The organism is Limnohabitans sp. (assembly GCF_046052825.1).
GTDB lineage: Bacteria > Pseudomonadota > Gammaproteobacteria > Burkholderiales > Burkholderiaceae_C > Limnohabitans.
On the sequence record NZ_JAVLFP010000072.1, the window covers coordinates 1 to 13,903 of the forward strand.

Here is a 13,903-nt window from a genome sequence, read left to right on the forward strand (position 1 = left end):
TGCAGATGATGGGTGGCTTGGCCTACATGACCGGCCGCCCCGGCGACCCTTTGCGTGCCGGCACCAGCGTGAACGACATCATGGGCGGCGTGTTTGGCGCTTTGGGTGTCATGGCGTCGCTAGCGCAACGCGAGAAGACGGGGCTGGGCCAAGAAGTGCAAAGTGCCTTGTTTGAAAACAATGTCTTCCTGATGGCTCAGCACATGATGCAGTTTGCCGTTACCGGCCAAGCCGCCGCTCCTATGCCCGCGCGCATCTCGGCCTGGGGCATTTATGACGTGTTCCAGGTCAAAGACGAGGCGCAAATCTTTTTAGCCGTGGTCAGCGACACCGCCTGGGGCATTTTTTGCGACGCCTTTGGCTTTGCCGACCTGAAAGCCGACGCCCGCTTGCACAGCAACAACGACCGCGTGCGCAACCGCGACTGGATGATGCCCATCTTGCGCGAACGCTTGGCGAGTTGGTCTGCACACGACTTGGCTGCTGTCTTTGAGCAACACGGCTTGCCGTTTGCACCCATCACGCGTCCGCATGAATTGCTCGACGACCCGCACCTGCAAGCCAGCGGCGGTTTGTCGCCCATCACCTTGCCCGATGGGCGCAGCGCCCCAGCGGTGTTGCTGCCGTTCACGCTGGATGGTCAGCGCCCAGGCATTCGCCTGTCACCGCCGCGCTTGGGCGAGCACAACGCGGCCTTGTTGGCCGAGCTGGGTTACAGCCCGGCAGAGATTGACGCCCTCAGCCACCCAGTGGACGGCACTACTCCAGCGTGATCTTGGCGTCTTGGATCACGCGACGCCACTTGGCCGCATCGCGTTGGGTCCACAGCAGCACCTCATCGGCCGAGCCTGTGCGCAGCTCGGTGCCTGCGGCTTCCACCTTGCTGGTGAGGGCCGGGTTTTTCAGCGCACGGGTCAGGGCTTGGTTGATGCGCTCCACCAACGCCGGCGGTGTGGCCAGCGGTGCGTACATGGCGTACCAGGTGGCGTATTCAAACTCGGGCAGGGTGGCCGACATCAGCGGCAAATTTTTGGTGGCCGGGGATTGGCTGGGCGCGGTGGCCGCCAGCAAGCGCACATAGCCCTTGTCGATCAAGCCTTGCAGCGAGGGCAGGCTGCTGAACAGCGCGCTCACTTGGCCCGAAATCAAATCGTTCACCGAGCCAGAGCTGCCTTTGTAGGGAACATGGATCACCTCGGTTTTGGAGAGCGACTTGAACATCTCCATGCCAAGGTGAGATGTACCGCCCGTGCCCGCAGAGGCAAAGCTGATGTCGCCTGGGTGAGCTTTTGCATAGGCCACCAACTCGGCCACCGACTTGATGGGCAACTTGGCACTCACCACCAGCACATGTGGCGCGGTGGAAATGATCGACACCGGGCGCAGCTTGGCCACCAGGTCGGCACCGCCGTGTTTGCTGAGCATGGGTTGTAGCACCACATTGCCCACCGCCGCCATCAACAAGGTGTGGCCATCGGGCTCGGCCCGTGCCACGGCACCCAGTGCGGGCACGCCCATCGAGCCGCCCATGTTCTCCACCGTCACCGACTGTTTGAGGTCTGCTGTCAAGGTGAGGGCGAGTTCGCGGGCCACCAAATCTGCCGGACCACCTGCGGCATAGGGCACCACCAGGCGGATGTTTTTGCTGGGCCACGTGGCTGCGTTTTGTGCGCAGGCCCCAGCGCAAACCAGCAGTGCCAAGGCGCTGCTGGCGAGTTGAAGAAAGTGTCGGCGTGTCATCGGTGTAGGTCTGATCAAAGTGGGCCAGGACAAAGTGGGTCAGGACGACGTGATTTGGGGCTGTGCCGCCTCTGCGGCCAAGCGCGGCAACCATTGGGTGCGCCACAGGTCCCACGAGCGCACGTAGGCTTGCCACGACAAGGCCTCCACCTCAGCGTCGTCGAGGTAGACCACTTCGTCCAACTGCCCGGGCGATTGCAGGGCTTGCATCTGCATGGCTTGCAGTTGCATCTTGGCGTTGTGGTCGAGGTAAATGGTGCGCCCCACGGCAATGGCCAAACTTGCACCCACCACCACCGAGCCATGGCCACGCATGAGCGCAGCGGGGTGGCTCCCCAGTTTCTGCGCCAAGGACTGCCCCAGCTGGCTGTTGCGCACCAGCATGTCGCTGCCACGTTGTGCGTCGCGGATGTCCCAGGTGGGAATGCCCTCGCCAATGAACGCCGCCAAATGAAATATCGGTCGCAGCCGACAGCCGGTGCAACTGAAGGGCACCACCGCATGCGAGTGGTTGTGCACGATGGCGTGCACATCGGGCCGCGCTTTGTAGATCTCGCCGTGGATGTAGCGCTCGTTGTAGGCCGCCGGGCCACCGTCTTGGATGCGGTTGCTGTCGAGGTCAAACTCCAGCAGGTCAGCCTCGGTGATCAGCTCGGGCGCCACGGCGCGGGCCATCCAGTAGCGCTCGGGTGAGGTCTCGCTGCGCACACTCACATGCCCGTAGGCGTCGATCACGCCGTGCTCAGCACAGGTGCGCGAGGCGATGACCAAATCTTGCAACAAACTCATGGTGTCTCTCTGTCAGGTAAGGGTGTTCAGTCTGCTTGGATGTGGGCGGTGCTGACCACTTGCTTCCAGCGTGTCACTTCGCGCGACAGCAGTTGCCCCAAGCGCTCGGGCTTGCCACCTGCCGGACTGAGCCCGTGCTTGGTCATGGCTTCGCGCACCTCGGGCAGTTGCAGCAAGGTGTTGAAGTCGGCATTGAGTTTGGCCACCACCTCCGGCGGTGTGCCGGCTGGCGCGAAGATGCCGTACCAGGTGTCCACCACCAAATTGGGGTAGCCCAGCTCTTTGAGGGTGGGGACTTTGGAAAACACAGGGGAGCGCTCGTCGCTCATCACGGCCAGCATCTGCAATTGCCCACTCTGAATCAAGCTGCTGGTGGTTTGCAGCGCCACGATGCTGGCTTGCACATGGCCGCCCATCAGGTCGGTCATGGCACCCGCTGCGCCTTTGTAGGGCACATGGCTCATGCTGGCGCCGGTTTCTTGCAGCAGCAAGGCCATGGCCAGGTGTTGCACCACACCGTTGCCGGGCGAGGCGTAGTTGAGTTGACCCGGTTTGGCTTTGACCAAGCTGAGCCATTCGTTGAAATTTTTCGCTCCCAGCTGAGGCGGCACCACCAGCGCCAAGGCACTGGTGGCCATCAAGGCCACGGGCTCAAAACTTTTGATCGGGTCAAACGGCAATTTGGCCTTGAGGGCTGGCACCGTGCCATGCGAGGTGGCGGTGAACAACAAGGTGTGGCCATTGGCCGCAGACTTGGCCACCGCATCCGCGCCAATCGAGCCTGAGGCGCCCACGCGGTTGTCGGTCACCACGGGCACGCCCCAACGCTCACTGAGTTTGGACCCCAGCAAACGTGCCATGGCATCGGCCGAGGTGCCGGTGGAAAACGGCACCACCAAGGTGACGGTTCGGTTGGGAAAGTTGGCTGGGGGTGTTTGGCTCCAGGCCATCGGTGCCAAGGCCACCCACAGCCCCAGCAGGCACAGGCGTGCGGTTTGCAAGAACATGCGTTGTGAAGTGGCTGGCTTGGGCTCAATCATGGAGGGATGCATGGACAACGCTTTCAGGTGAATCGGGTGTCAAGGTGCGTCGACAAAGGGTTCGATGCCGATGGGGCGTAGCGTCTGGTCAGCCGGCGGGCTGGTCATGAAACGCACCAAGGCTTGGGCCTCTGACGGGTGGGCGCTGCGCGTGGCGACCGCTGTGGCAAAACCAATCCAGGTTTGCAAGGCGTCGGGAATCAAACCCACCACCTCCACGCCGGGCACGCCATACATGCGTGACGCGACCACCACCACCATGTCCACCTCACCCCGCGCCACACCTTCCACGTTGTACTCGCCCGACATGGGGCGCATGCGGGGCTTCATCTCGGCACCGAGCCCCAAGCGTTGAATCAGGCTTTCAAAATAAATCCCACTGGCCCCTTCGCCGGGGTACGCCACCGACCGTGTGGCCAGCAAGGTTTGCTTGAAGCCCTCCACCGTGCGGATGTCGGGCTTGGGCGCACCTTGGCGGATGCCCACGCCCAGCCCAATGCGTCCGATCACCCGGCGCGAGTCGGCTTGGACGTGCCCGCTTTGGATCACCCGATCCAGCGTGGGCGGGTTGAGCACCGTCACGTCAAAAGCCTCGCCGTCCTGGATTTTTTTCTGAGCCCGTGGGTTGACCGCAAACTCCACCGTCACCTTGTGGCCGGTAGCGGCTTCGAACTGCTGGCACAAGGCCATCACCGCAGGGCGCGAGCCATTGCCGCTGATCACTTTGAGCTCCACCGCTTGGGCCGATGCAGAGAGCGCCATCAGCACCGTCGCGAGCAGGCGTATGCCCTGTGTGGTGAGGCGTGTCATGTAACGTTGATCATGAATTCAGCGGGCCAAATGGCGGTCAAAAAATCGGGCAATGTCGGTGAATGCCTCGCGGGTTTCAGGGGCATCGGCATTGAAGCCGTATTGCGCGTGCGATTGGCCTTCGTACACATTCAGATCGGCCACCACCCCGGCACGGCGCAGTTTGCGGTGGGTGCGCACGGTGTTGGAGAGAAACAAGTCACGTGTGCCACTGGTCAGAATGGTGGGCGGGAAGTGTGAGAAGTCGCCATAGATGGGCGAGAGTTGCGGGTCTTTCAAATCGCGGCCATTGGCGTACAACAGCGCCGCGCGGCCCAGCCAGCCGTCCCAGGTGACCAACACGTTGTCCACCCATTCGTTGGTTTCGTAGGTGTCGCCGATCTTGGCGATGTCAGACCACGGCGTGCCGGGTGCAATGGCGGCGGGCAAGGCCACTTTTTCGTCTTTGGCACGCAACACCAGCGCCAAGGTCATGGCGCCGCCGGTGGAGGTGCCAAACACGGCCATGTGTTTGGCCGAGTGTTTTTTCAGCAGTTCTTTCCACACGGCCATGGCGTCGTCCATGGCGGCGGGGTAGGGATGATCGGGCGGCATGCGGTAGTCCACCGACACCACGGTGTAGCCACCAAAGCTGGCCAGCAACAGGGCTTCAGGCAAGGCCGACTCGCCGGGGCCAAACACATAGCCACCGCCGTGCACGTGCATCAGCACGCGGTTTTTGTTTTTTGCCACCGGGTGTTTGGGTGTCACCACAAACACCGGCACACCGGCCATCTGGGTGGCTTGCACCGTGACGCCTAACTTCTCTTTCAACGCAGGCAGGCCTGCCACCACCATCGCAGCGCGGCGGTTGACCAGCTCTTTCCATTCGGCAGGGGTTTTCGGGTCGGCGTTGAAGTGGGGCGGGTAGGGTGCCGCGATCATGGCCTGCATGGCGGGGCTCACGTCGTTCGACGGTGGCGGGCTCACATGGGCCGGTGACTTGCGCGCACCTGCTTGCGCGTTGGCTGCAGCTTGTGACGCAGCCAGTTCTGCATAACCCGCAGGCTGCGCGTGCAGCCCCAAAGACAAGAGGCTGCCTAACAGCAGCCCCGAGAGAGAAAGTTTGGTCATGGCGATGTCTCCTGTGTGTGTGGTTTTTGTGGGCCTGAGCATTCTTGGCTCAGTTCACCCAGCTCAAAAGCACGTAGGAGACAGCGTGTCAGGCTTTAGCCAAAAGCGTGGAGCGTTTTGTCGCCGGCTTGCACGGGATTGGCGTGAATCAAGATCACGGCCATCACACAGGGCTCAGTGCCCCGGTTGATCCAGTTGTGCACGGTGCCGCGCTGCACCATCACATCGCCTTGCTTGAGGTGTACCTCTTCGCCGCTTTCCAGCTCCATGTCGATCTCGCCCGACATCACCACGATGTAGTCGATGCTGTCGGTGCGGTGCACGCGCTGCTCAACGCCGGGATGAAAGTCCAAGATGCGAAACACGGTGCCGTTTTCGATCATGGTGAACTTGCCGGGGCGCTGGCCCTTGTCGTCTTGCGCCGAGTTGTCGGCGGGTGCGGTGTCGGTGGTCCAGATGTTGCAAATCTGACCGTTGGGACGACCCTCTTTGAAGTGGGTGCAGATTTCGTCAATCTTGACGATGGCTTTGCCTTGGTCGTCGTGGCCCGTGACCACGCGTCGGATGCTGGGAGTTTTCATGGTGAGTTCTGAGGAGGGTTGAAAGTGGATGGGTTTATTCGGCTTTGATCTTGGCGTCTTTGATCACGCGGCCCCATTTGGCGACCTCGGACTTGATGTAGCTGGCAAACTCTTCTGAGCTGGACCCACCCAACTCATAGCCCAGGCTCAAGGCCTCGGCTTTGAAGGCGGGCGCTTCCATGATGGCGCTGACTTCGGCCTGCAACTTTTGGATGATGGGCTTGGGCGTGCCCGCAGGCACAAACAAACCGTTCCAGCCCGAGGCTTCCGCGTCAGGCAAACCGGCTTCGGCCAAGGTGGGCACCTCAGGCAAGATGGGGATGCGACGCGCACCCGCCACGCCCAAGGCCACCAACTTGCCAGAGCGGATGTGCTGGGCCACCACCACCGGGGCCAAGTAGGCGGTGGCGACATGGCCGGCCATCAGGTCGGGCAGTTCAGCGCCAATGGCTTTGTAGGGAATCTCACGCACGCCGAGTCCGGCCATCATGTTGATCTTCACGCCCAACAACTGGGTGATCGAGCCTGTGCCGCCCGAGGCGAAGGTCAGCAACTGCGGTTGGCTTTTGGCCAAAGCCAAATACTCTTTCCAGGTCTTCACGCCCAAGCTCGGGTGGGCCACCATCACCAGCGGGGTGCTGGTGAGCAAGGTCACCGGCACCAAGGCTTCGTTCAAACGGCAGCAGGCATCGTTGGTCAGGATGTCGTTGAGCGAGTTGTTGATGTTGGCGTGAAACAGCGTGTGGCCATCGGGCGCTGACCGCGCGGCTTCACGTGCGCCGATGGCGCTGTTGCCTCCTGGGCGGTTTTCCACCACCACCGACTGGCCAAACTTGTCGGCCAAACCGGGCGTGAGTTTGCGGGCAAACACATCGACCGCACTGCCAGGGCCTGCGGGTTCGATGATGCGCACCGTTTTGCTCGGGTAGTTTTGCGCCCACGCGGTGTGCAGCAGCAGGCCACATGACACGGCCAGACAGAGTTGTTTCAAAGACTTCACATCGATCTCCTCGAACGGTCAATACAGGTTCAGTGCGCGCGCGCTTCGACGCGGTGCATGAAGTCGGCCAAGGCTTGTGCCAGCTCGGGCTCTTGCTCAGACCAAGCGGAGAACGGCAGCAGCGGCACGTCTTGGTCTTCGATGGGCAGGTTGTACAACTCGCTGCCAGGAATCAACTCGGCAGCGGCCAGGCCGTTGACGGATGCATGGGTGTTGTCGTTGCCCGGCACCACCAGGGTGGGCACTTGGATCGAGCGCAGGGCTTCATCGGTCATGCCCAACACAGGCTTGCGGGGGCCTTGCAAAAAGATGTCGAGCCAATGGCTCATGACCCGGATGTAGTGGGCCGGGTCCATGTTCATCAGGTAGTCCAAGTTTTTGGGGTTGGCCTTGATGCGCTCTTGGTATTGCTCGGTGGCGCACACCGCCGCCATGCCGCCTTCTTGCGCGGCACGGATGAACTGTTTGTAATACATCTCAGGCAAGCGCCCCGCAGCAAAGTCACCGCCGGTGATGCGCATCAGCAGCAAGCCTTTGACGTTGTGGGGGTGGCGCAGGTACACCAGCATGGACATGCGTGCGCCCGACGAGGTGCCGCCAATGTAGGCGGGCAGGGCGTTGAGGTGGGCCAGCAAGGCCATCAAGTCGTCGGCCGCAATTTCTTCTTCGCCTTCTTGGCCTTCAATCACCACGTCAGAGGCCCCGGTGTTGCGGCGGTCATGCAGCACCACGCGAAAACCTTTGGCCGCAATTTTGTGCGCGAAGGGAATGAACTCGGCGTAGCCCCGACGACCGCCTGTGGTCAAGGCCACAAAAGGTCCGGTGTCTCCCACCACCTCATAGTTCATGTTGAAACCACGGATATTCAAAATAGGCATGCTGTGTTCGCTGAGTCAAAAGATGCGAGAGTGTCCATGAAATAAAACCCGGCTGTGTCGCCTACGTGGCACGCTCACAGCTTGCCGGTGTCCAAGCCCGCTTTGCGGTACAGCTCTTCAATGTGCTGTCTGACTTCGGGTGGCGTGGCATCGTTCTCAGCACGGTGTGCCCAGCCTACTTTTTCGCGCGCGTAAATGGCCATGATCTCGTCTTGGTCGGAGGTGCCGCCGCTCACGCCGTAAGCACCCACCATCTCGTCGCCTTTGAAGATCGGCGCGCAACCGCCGGACACCACCACCTTGCCACCCGTGAAGATGGAGGCATTGATCAGCATTTGCGGGTTGCGCTCTTTGAACCATTGCTGAATGGCCAAGCCATCTGGAAAACGTGGGCTCATCGAGCGAAAAGCGGCCACGGTGAAGGCTTTGCTGGTGGCAATGTCGGGGGTGATGAAGCCCGCGTCGTCCATGCGCTCCAGCGCCAACAAATGCCCCTCTGCGTTGACCACGGCAATGGCCACGGGCACTTTCATGTCCAGCGCTTTGGCCGAAACGGCTTGGATGAATTCGCGGCATTCTGCAATTTTGAGTTTGGGCATGGAAATGTAAAAAAGTAAGGAGACTAAAAATATTCTAGGATTGAAGTGACAACCACAACGCAGAGAGACAACATGAATACCCTTAGGCATCACCTTGGCGACAGCGCACGCCGCACCTGGATGGCCGCACTGTGCCTGGTCTTGGCAAGCGCCGCTTGGGGGCAAACCAGTTACCCCAACAAGCCCATCAAACTGGTGGTGGGTTTCCCCAGCGGCAGCTCGGCCGATGTGACCGCACGCATTTTGGCGCGCAAACTCAGCGACACCTTGGGTCAAGCCGTGGTGGTCGACAACAAGCCCGGCGCCAGCAGCAACATCGCCACCGACGGTGTGGTGCGCAGCCCCGCGGATGGCTACACCCTGTTGCTGGGTTCGGTGGCCAACACCATCAATGCGGGCATGGGCAAAAGCTTGCCCTTCAACTTCGCCACCGACTTGAGCCCCATCACCTTGGTCACCAGCTTGCCCAACATCTTGGTGGTGCACCCCTCACTGGGCGTGAGCACGGTGCAGGAGTTGGTGGCTTTGGTCAAAACCAAACCGGGTGCGATTGACTTTGCGTCATCGGGCAACGGCACCTCGCCGCATTTGTCGGGCGAGTTGTTCAACCTGATGGCTGGGGTCAAGCTCAGCCACGTGCCCTACAAAGGCAGCTCGCAAGCCATGACCGATGTGCTGTCGGGCTTGGTGCCGGTCATGTTTGCGCCCGCATCTACCGCTTTGCCGCACATCCAAAGCGGCGCGCTCAAGGCCTTGGCGGTGACCAGTGCGCAACGCTCGGCCATCGCGCCCAAGTTGCCCACCATCAGCGAGTCGGGCTTGAGTGGTTATGAAACCTCGGTCTGGTTTGGCGTGTTGGTGCCGCAACTCACACCGCGTGATGTGCAGGACAAGTTGTCGCAGGCCATCAACCAGTCGGTCCAAGCGCCCGAAGTCAAACAACAACTGCTCAGCCAAGGCATCGATGTCTTGGGCGGCACACGGGCTGACTTTGCCAAATACATGGCGGCAGAAACCGAGAAGTGGGAAAAACTCATCAAAGCCTCGGGCGCCAAATTCGACTGACCCTCTAACCTCAAAGGATGACCATGCGTTTGTTCACTCACACCTGCTTGTTGGCCGCCGCGTTGCTGCTGGGTTGGACGTCAGCCCTCGCCGACTACCCCGACAAACCCATTCGCCTGATCGTGCCGCAAGCCCCTGGCAGCGCCACCGACACAGCGGCGCGCATTTTGGCCAGCGAACTCTCGCTGCAACTGGGTCAAACCATCGTGGTGGAGAACCGCCCCGGCGGCGGCTTCACCATTGGCCTGGACCTGGTGGCCAAAGCCGCACCCGATGGCTACACCCTGGGCATGGGCCCCGTGGGTTCCTTGGCCATCAGCCCCAACATGATGGCCAAACTGCCCTACGACATTGAAAAAGATTTTCAACCCGTGGCCTTGGTCACGCGCGGGCACATGCTGTTGGCGGTGTCGCCGAATTTGCCCGTCAACAGCGTGGCCGAGTTGATTGCGTATGCCAAGAAAAACCCAGACAAGCTCACCAATGCATCGTCCTCCAATGGTTCGCCGGGTCATGTGGGCGGCGAGTTGTTCAAGCTGATGACCGGCACGCAGATCGTGCATGTGCCCTACAAAGGCGGTGCGCTGGCCATCAACGACTTGATGAGCGGGCAAGTCGATGTGCTGCTTGAAAGCCTCAACTCCATTGCACCCCATGCACGCTCGGGCAAGGTCAAAGCCTTGGGTGTGAGTGGCGCGCGCCGCTCGCCAGGGTTCCCCAACATCCCCACCATTGCCGAAGCCGGGGTGCCGGGCTTTGATGCGCCCACCTGGACCGGTGTGATCGCACCTGCGGGCTTGCCCAAGCCGGTGCTGGACAAGCTCAACGCAGCCACCAACCGCGCCATTGCCTCGTCCAGTTTCAAAGAGCGCTTTGGCGTGATTGGCGACGAACCCGCAGGCGGCACGCCTGAGGAGTTTGGCGACTTGATCAAGCGCGAGTTGGCCAAGTGGCGCGATGTGGTCAAGCGTTCAGGCGCGAAATTTGATTGACTAGACGTCCAGAATCGGCCGCATGCGGCGCAGTGGCACAAAGCGCCAGCGCCCCACATGGCAGGCCAACCAGGCACTGGCCAGGCCCCAACACAGCGTGATCAGCAAAGGGGTGAGCCAGTCACCCTCGAAAGCGTGGAACATGCAGGCCTTCACGCCCATCACCACCCAGGTCATGGGCAGCCAAGGGCTGATGTGGGCATACAAACTGCCGCTGAGCTCCACGGGTAAAAAACCACCCGAGGCAGAGACCTGAAAAGCCAAAAACAACATCGCGATGGCCTTGCCCGCATCCCCAAAAGCGCGCGTCAAGGCATAGACGATGCACACAAAGGTGAGCGATGAGATGGCCAGCATGCCCGCCAACAGCAGCGGGTGTGCGATGGCGATGCCCAGCACCACCTTCAATGTGAACAGCACCCCTGCCGCTTGCAACAACGCCACCGTGGCTGGCACCGACACCTTGCCCGCAAACATGGCCCATTTGGAGAAGCCTTGCGCCAAGCGCGGCAGCAAACGCAGGTGCACCAGAAACGCGGCAATGCCCGCGCCCAGCCACAGCGCCACCGGAATGACGTTGGGCGCAAAACCGCTGCCGTGGTTGGCCACTTGGGCGTCAACTTCCAAAATGGGCGTGACCGAATGGGCCAGTCCTTCGGCACTGCCTTCGATCGAGCCCACCGCGTTGGGCAGTTGTTGCGTCATCAGGTCGATGCCTGCGGACAGGTAGTGTGAGCCCGCGCGCAGACTTTGCAAACCCTCGTTGAGCTGTGTGCTGCCGCGTGTGAGATCGGCAGCGCCATTGCGCAGCGTGTCGAGTTGGCTGTCCTCGGGCAATTTGCTGCTCATGCCGCGCAAGCCTTGGCGCAGGTCGCGCACACCAAAAGTCAAGGTGCGTACCTTGGCGCTGAGGGTGGTGGCACCTTGGCTGAGTTTTTGTTGGCCTTCTTGGGCTTGCACCAACCCCACATCCAATTGCTCGGCGCCCAAGCGCACCCGGTCCAGACCATCGGACACAGCGGTGGGCACGAACAAACTGTTTTCGGTTTCTGCCTTGAATGCGCCCACGCTTTGCGCCATGCGCTGACTGCCCAATCGAATTTCTTGCAGGCCTTTGTCCAACTCTTGGTGTCCAGTGGCCAGGGCTTCTGCGCCGGTGCGCAGACTGCGCACATCGTCAATCGGAGGCAGGCCCGCCTCCATCGCACGAATGCCCGAGCCCAGTTGCACCGTGCCGTCGGTCAGGCGCAACACACCTTCTTGCAGGCGGCTGGCGCCTTGGCGCAGGCTGGTGCTGCTGGACTCTGCCTTGCTGGCTCCGTTGGCCAAGTCCAAGGCGCCGCTGCGCAACTGCGTCATGCCAGCGCGCAAGCGGTCCACACTTTGTTGCGAGCCCGCACTGGCGTTGAGCACCAGGGTCCAGCGCTGTTCGTTCAAGGTCTGGTTGACTTCTTGACCCAATGCCTTGGCAAATTGCGAGGCCAGCACCGAGCTTTCGTAGTTGTTGCCCGCCGAGGTGTAGACCACCAAGCGACCTTGGTCGGCTTGCAAGCCAGGTACGGCGTTGGCGCTGAAGTCATTCGGGATGATGAGCGCAAAGGACAGCTTGCCCTGGCGCACCTGTTGGCGTGCCTGTGCCTCGTCGTTGAAGCTTTGGTAACCCAATTGCTTTTTGGCTTGCAAAGCGGTCACCAAGTCGTGGCCAATGTTGAGTGTTTTGTCGCGGTAGGTGAAGCCCTGGTCCAGGTTGACCAAGCCCACCGGCAACGCGGTGGCGCGTGCCGTCGGGTCCCACACGCTGGAGAGGTAGATCAGCAGGTAAATCGAGGGGATGAGCACCACCACCAGCGCGGCCCACATGAGCTTGCGATGGTGCCAGTACGCACGGAACTCTAGCTGCGCCAAACACGCGATCTGTTGGCGAAAGGTTTGCCAGCCAGAGCTGAGACGAGGGGCGTCAGCGCCTGTTGTCATGTGAACGTGATGAAAGCAGTCTTCCAGCCAAGCACGCCCATCGTCACCCAGCCCGCCAACGCGCTCACGACCAACCAGCGCATGCGACTTTGCAGCCGATCCACCCGCTGCACCAGGGTTTGGTTTTGCTGCGCCAGTGTGTTGATCAACTCGGTCGCTGACACCAGTTGGACCTCTAACTGCTGTTGGTGTGCAGTCAAGCGTGCCAAGTCGGTGTGGATCTGTTCGAGTTCGGTGGGGGGCGTGATGTCTTGGCTGGGGGCTGTCGCTTCAGCGGCGGTGTCTATGCCGGCTTTCTTGGCCACGCGGTCCCACAGGCCCTTGGCACCATCGGCCACTTTGGGGGCGTTGCTGATCACGTCCGACCAGGGGACGCTTTGAATCACTTTGAGCCAACCGATTGCCATCTTGTGTGCCTTTCACAGATTGAACCCTCGCGCACACGACATGCGCGGATGGGTCAAGTGTGAAGTCTAGAGGCAATCGGCGTGCGCTTCAGTGGCCTTCAATACCGCTTTGCATGCTGCCGCGGTGCACCTCGGCTTCGCCGTACTCGCTCAGCAGCGTCATCAGGTGTTTGCGAATCAAGATGCCGGGGCGGTCCGAGTCCATGGAATATTCCACGCCACGGCGGCGCAGATCGACCACGGCGTCGGGGTCGGTGGACTCCAAGATGTCTTTGTCTTCGCGGGTGATGACTTCGTCAAAGTGCACCAGCATGGCCTCGGGGCAGTCGGCTTCGGTGTCGTTGCGAAACAGCCATTGGCACAGCTGAATGTGGCCATCGTCAATGGGCGTGAAGCAGTTGATGATGATGTGGCGAATGCCCGAGGGGTACTCGATGTCCAGGCGGCGAGAGAACGGCAAGAAGTAGGCGTTGCGCATGTGGCGCGTGGTGATGGGGTCGCTCACGCCACTGATTTGTTGAAACTGCTCAGGGTTCACGGCCTGGATGATGGTCTCGGCATAAAAACCTTTCTCGTTGTCCACCAGCTCGTACTTGCTGGGTTTGGGTGAAGCCGCCACACCAAAGGTGGCGCGGTGCACAAAGCTGAAGTGCGAGTTGTCAAAGGAGTTCTCCAGCGCGCGCATGGGGCTGGTCTCCCAGCGCTCGTAAAACTGGAAGATGGTGCGCCAGCCCGCCGCGCCGAACTCTGGCACCTCCGGAATGTCGGCCTGCGGCTCTTCGAGCGCCACCCACGCGTAGCCGTAGCGGGCCTGGCAGTGGTAGGCGGTGGTGGCGTAGTCCTTGGGAATTTCGCGGGCGGCGTCGTACTGCGGAATCACCACCACGCGGCCTTGCGGGTTGTACGTCCAGCCGT

At 61.2% G+C, this 13,903-nt stretch carries 15 protein-coding genes; 3 read left to right on the forward strand and 12 right to left on the reverse strand.

Annotated elements, in window-relative coordinates:
* On the forward strand, positions 1 to 773 hold a 773-nt coding region (locus ACKWJN_RS12425), incomplete at its 5' end, for a CaiB/BaiF CoA transferase family protein (protein ID WP_408597356.1).
* Here the strand turns inward: ACKWJN_RS12425 and ACKWJN_RS12430 are convergent.
* The 9 genes from ACKWJN_RS12430 to ACKWJN_RS12470 form a co-directional block, all read right to left on the reverse strand.
* On the reverse strand, positions 760 to 1,740 hold the full coding sequence (locus ACKWJN_RS12430) for a Bug family tripartite tricarboxylate transporter substrate binding protein (RefSeq protein ID WP_408597358.1): 981 nt from the start codon (positions 1,738 to 1,740) through the stop codon (positions 760 to 762). The genes ACKWJN_RS12425 and ACKWJN_RS12430 overlap by 14 nt on opposite strands.
* 39 nt (positions 1,741 to 1,779) lie before the next feature.
* Positions 1,780 to 2,529: a class II aldolase/adducin family protein gene (locus ACKWJN_RS12435; RefSeq protein ID WP_408597359.1), complete on the reverse strand. Its 750-nt coding sequence runs from the start codon at positions 2,527 to 2,529 to the stop codon at positions 1,780 to 1,782.
* Positions 2,530 to 2,555: 26 nt separating this feature from the next.
* Positions 2,556 to 3,581: a Bug family tripartite tricarboxylate transporter substrate binding protein gene (locus ACKWJN_RS12440; protein ID WP_408597361.1), complete on the reverse strand. Its 1,026-nt coding sequence runs from the start codon at positions 3,579 to 3,581 to the stop codon at positions 2,556 to 2,558.
* Between the two features lie 27 nt (positions 3,582 to 3,608).
* Entirely contained in the window at positions 3,609 to 4,379 is a 771-nt protein-coding gene (locus ACKWJN_RS12445) for a molybdate ABC transporter substrate-binding protein (RefSeq protein ID WP_408597363.1), read from the reverse strand.
* Positions 4,380 to 4,397: 18 nt separating this feature from the next.
* Complete coding sequence (locus tag ACKWJN_RS12450) at positions 4,398 to 5,492, reverse strand: alpha/beta hydrolase (RefSeq protein WP_408597364.1); 1,095 nt, start codon at positions 5,490 to 5,492, stop codon at positions 4,398 to 4,400.
* 95 nt (positions 5,493 to 5,587) lie between these two features.
* A complete protein-coding gene (locus ACKWJN_RS12455; protein WP_408597366.1) occupies positions 5,588 to 6,073 on the reverse strand; it encodes a cupin domain-containing protein in 486 nt (161 codons plus the stop codon).
* A gap of 34 nt (positions 6,074 to 6,107) precedes the next feature.
* On the reverse strand, positions 6,108 to 7,073 hold the full coding sequence (locus tag ACKWJN_RS12460) for a Bug family tripartite tricarboxylate transporter substrate binding protein (RefSeq protein WP_408597368.1): 966 nt from the start codon (positions 7,071 to 7,073) through the stop codon (positions 6,108 to 6,110).
* A 29-nt stretch (positions 7,074 to 7,102) separates the two neighbouring features.
* Complete coding sequence (locus ACKWJN_RS12465; protein ID WP_408597370.1) at positions 7,103 to 7,951, reverse strand: alpha/beta fold hydrolase; 849 nt, start codon at positions 7,949 to 7,951, stop codon at positions 7,103 to 7,105.
* Between the two features lie 74 nt (positions 7,952 to 8,025).
* The gene (locus tag ACKWJN_RS12470) at positions 8,026 to 8,550 is read right to left on the reverse strand and encodes a GlcG/HbpS family heme-binding protein (protein WP_408597372.1); all 525 of its coding nucleotides are present in this window, start codon (positions 8,548 to 8,550) and stop codon (positions 8,026 to 8,028) included.
* 72 nt (positions 8,551 to 8,622) lie between these two features.
* On the opposite strand from ACKWJN_RS12470, the gene ACKWJN_RS12475 reads away from it, so the two are divergent.
* Both ACKWJN_RS12475 and ACKWJN_RS12480 read left to right on the forward strand, forming a co-directional pair.
* Positions 8,623 to 9,615: a tripartite tricarboxylate transporter substrate binding protein gene (locus ACKWJN_RS12475; protein ID WP_408597374.1), complete on the forward strand. Its 993-nt coding sequence runs from the start codon at positions 8,623 to 8,625 to the stop codon at positions 9,613 to 9,615.
* 23 nt (positions 9,616 to 9,638) lie between these two features.
* Positions 9,639 to 10,607, forward strand: coding sequence for a Bug family tripartite tricarboxylate transporter substrate binding protein (locus ACKWJN_RS12480; RefSeq protein ID WP_408597376.1), 969 nt, complete (start codon positions 9,639 to 9,641; stop codon positions 10,605 to 10,607).
* On the opposite strand, the gene ACKWJN_RS12485 is transcribed toward ACKWJN_RS12480, so the two are convergent.
* From ACKWJN_RS12485 to ACKWJN_RS12495, 3 genes are all read right to left on the reverse strand, one after another.
* A complete protein-coding gene (locus tag ACKWJN_RS12485) occupies positions 10,608 to 12,581 on the reverse strand; it encodes a YhgE/Pip domain-containing protein (protein WP_408597378.1) in 1,974 nt (657 codons plus the stop codon).
* The gene (locus ACKWJN_RS12490) at positions 12,578 to 12,988 is read right to left on the reverse strand and encodes a hypothetical protein (RefSeq protein WP_408597380.1); all 411 of its coding nucleotides are present in this window, start codon (positions 12,986 to 12,988) and stop codon (positions 12,578 to 12,580) included. Before ACKWJN_RS12490 ends, ACKWJN_RS12485 begins: the two co-directional genes overlap by 4 nt.
* A gap of 88 nt (positions 12,989 to 13,076) precedes the next feature.
* Positions 13,077 to 13,903: Rieske (2Fe-2S) protein (locus ACKWJN_RS12495; protein WP_408597382.1), on the reverse strand; the 827-nt coding region annotated here is incomplete at its 5' end.

Excerpts from the sequence above, each read along its gene's own strand:
- ACKWJN_RS12430 (WP_408597358.1), bottom strand. The coding sequence starts at position 1,740 with ATGACACGCCGACACTTTCTTCAACTCGCCAGCAGCGCCTTGGCACTG.
- ACKWJN_RS12435 (WP_408597359.1), bottom strand. The coding sequence starts at position 2,529 with ATGAGTTTGTTGCAAGATTTGGTCATCGCCTCGCGCACCTGTGCTGAG.
- ACKWJN_RS12440 (WP_408597361.1), bottom strand. The coding sequence starts at position 3,581 with ATGCATCCCTCCATGATTGAGCCCAAGCCAGCCACTTCACAACGCATG.
- ACKWJN_RS12445 (WP_408597363.1), bottom strand. The coding sequence starts at position 4,379 with ATGACACGCCTCACCACACAGGGCATACGCCTGCTCGCGACGGTGCTG.
- ACKWJN_RS12450 (WP_408597364.1), bottom strand. The coding sequence starts at position 5,492 with ATGACCAAACTTTCTCTCTCGGGGCTGCTGTTAGGCAGCCTCTTGTCT.
- ACKWJN_RS12455 (WP_408597366.1), bottom strand. The coding sequence starts at position 6,073 with ATGAAAACTCCCAGCATCCGACGCGTGGTCACGGGCCACGACGACCAA.
- ACKWJN_RS12465 (WP_408597370.1), bottom strand. The coding sequence starts at position 7,951 with ATGCCTATTTTGAATATCCGTGGTTTCAACATGAACTATGAGGTGGTG.
- ACKWJN_RS12470 (WP_408597372.1), bottom strand. The coding sequence starts at position 8,550 with ATGCCCAAACTCAAAATTGCAGAATGCCGCGAATTCATCCAAGCCGTT.
- ACKWJN_RS12475 (WP_408597374.1), top strand. The coding sequence starts at position 8,623 with ATGAATACCCTTAGGCATCACCTTGGCGACAGCGCACGCCGCACCTGG.
- ACKWJN_RS12480 (WP_408597376.1), top strand. The coding sequence starts at position 9,639 with ATGCGTTTGTTCACTCACACCTGCTTGTTGGCCGCCGCGTTGCTGCTG.
- ACKWJN_RS12485 (WP_408597378.1), bottom strand. The coding sequence starts at position 12,581 with ATGACAACAGGCGCTGACGCCCCTCGTCTCAGCTCTGGCTGGCAAACC.
- ACKWJN_RS12490 (WP_408597380.1), bottom strand. The coding sequence starts at position 12,988 with ATGGCAATCGGTTGGCTCAAAGTGATTCAAAGCGTCCCCTGGTCGGAC.